At 43.3% G+C, this 1,294-nt stretch carries 2 protein-coding genes and 1 pseudogene; 1 reads left to right on the forward strand and 2 read right to left on the reverse strand.

Annotation, left to right across the window (positions count from 1 at the left end; translation table 11 throughout):
• A pseudogene (locus F6K53_RS43170) lies at positions 1 to 244 on the forward strand (RNA-dependent DNA polymerase); the annotation flags it as partial.
• On the opposite strand, the gene F6K53_RS43175 reads toward F6K53_RS43170, so the two are convergent.
• Both F6K53_RS43175 and F6K53_RS43180 read right to left on the reverse strand, forming a co-directional pair.
• Entirely contained in the window at positions 241 to 408 is a 168-nt protein-coding gene (locus tag F6K53_RS43175) for a hypothetical protein (RefSeq protein ID WP_293086835.1), read from the reverse strand. The pseudogene F6K53_RS43170 and the gene F6K53_RS43175 overlap by 4 nt on opposite strands.
• A 396-nt stretch (positions 409 to 804) precedes the next feature.
• Positions 805 to 1,047, reverse strand: coding sequence for a transposase (locus F6K53_RS43180; RefSeq protein ID WP_071986781.1), 243 nt, complete (start codon positions 1,045 to 1,047; stop codon positions 805 to 807).
• Positions 1,048 to 1,294: the final 247 nt, after the last annotated feature.

Consider the following 1,294-nt stretch of genomic DNA (forward strand, 5'->3'; position numbering starts at 1 on the left):
TCCAAAGGTAAGTTACAAGCAGAACCAACACGTGAATGTAAAGGGGACTAAGTCACCTTATGACGGCGACTTAGTTTACTGGAGTAAAAGGAATTCTCGCCTTTACTCCGATACTACTTCAGAAGCCCTGAAACGGCAAAACCATTCCTGTGGACACTGTGGATTGAAGTTTCTCGAAGACGAATCTGTACACCTTCATCATATTGATGGAAACCATGAACCTATCCCACTAATAGAATTTTAGTAATCCACATATGAATAGTCGCGCTTGGCAAGGAAAGCATCGAACACAACAGATTGGCGTTCCCAACGAACCACTAAACGTCGGTACTTTCTTTGATACCAAGCAAAGCAACGTTCTTGTTGAAACCGTGGTGTATCATCTTTGATTGGTCTACCTCGATGCATCAAGGACTGATAAACTCTTTTAGGGAACTGGGGTCTAATACCTCTAATTCTTAGCAGTGAACGTTTCTCTAATGAGTCGTAACCCTTGTCAGCGGCTATTACTCGGAATCTTTTCTTGGGACGACCCCGTTTACCTGTAACAAAGCGCGATGCTATCTAGTAATGGTATTACCTGCTCCCTTTCACTGCCATTAGCTGGTGTGGTGCTGTAAGCCTAGGGCATACCATTACCTTCTGTGACTGTGTGTATCAACACTCCTTTCCCTTTATATCCATAGGCTACTCCTTCACCTCCTCCCTTGCCAGGGGGAAAAAGAGCCATCATAGGCTCCATAATTCCAGTTAATTAGCCCTCGATAAAGCGCGTACGCCAATACTCTACATTGTATTTTTTCGCTAAGTTCCGTTTTTTTGCCATCGTTTCAACCATCGATGTGCTGAACTTTTTGATGCCCACTGTTCCCCTCTGGGCACATCACACCAACGACATCCTGTAATTAATACGTACAGCAGTGTGTTTAACACGTAACGGAATGGTACATGGGGCATACCTCTACCTCGCTTTTGCGCTTCACAGGGCAAAATCTTTTCAAACAGCTCCCATTCTATGTCACTTAATCCTTCAAATCTTCCTGGCATTTATCTGTTCAAGTTTTTCTGATTACTTGATTTTCACTCTATCAAGTTTTCGGACAATAGTGGGATAGGTTCATAAATACTCGGGATTGGCCAATGAGGTACAGTCTTCTTTGACGCTCATTCCCTCAATCGATTCTCTGCCTAACCCACTTCCGAAAAGCCCTTAAAGCAGCACTTGAACCTTGAGTCAAACTCATTTGGACAAACTGCTCAACCCCTTCAATAATGGGAAAATTAGGAAAAGTAG

The organism is Moorena sp. SIO4A1, from assembly GCF_010672065.1.
Taxonomy (GTDB): domain Bacteria; phylum Cyanobacteriota; class Cyanobacteriia; order Cyanobacteriales; family Coleofasciculaceae; genus Moorena.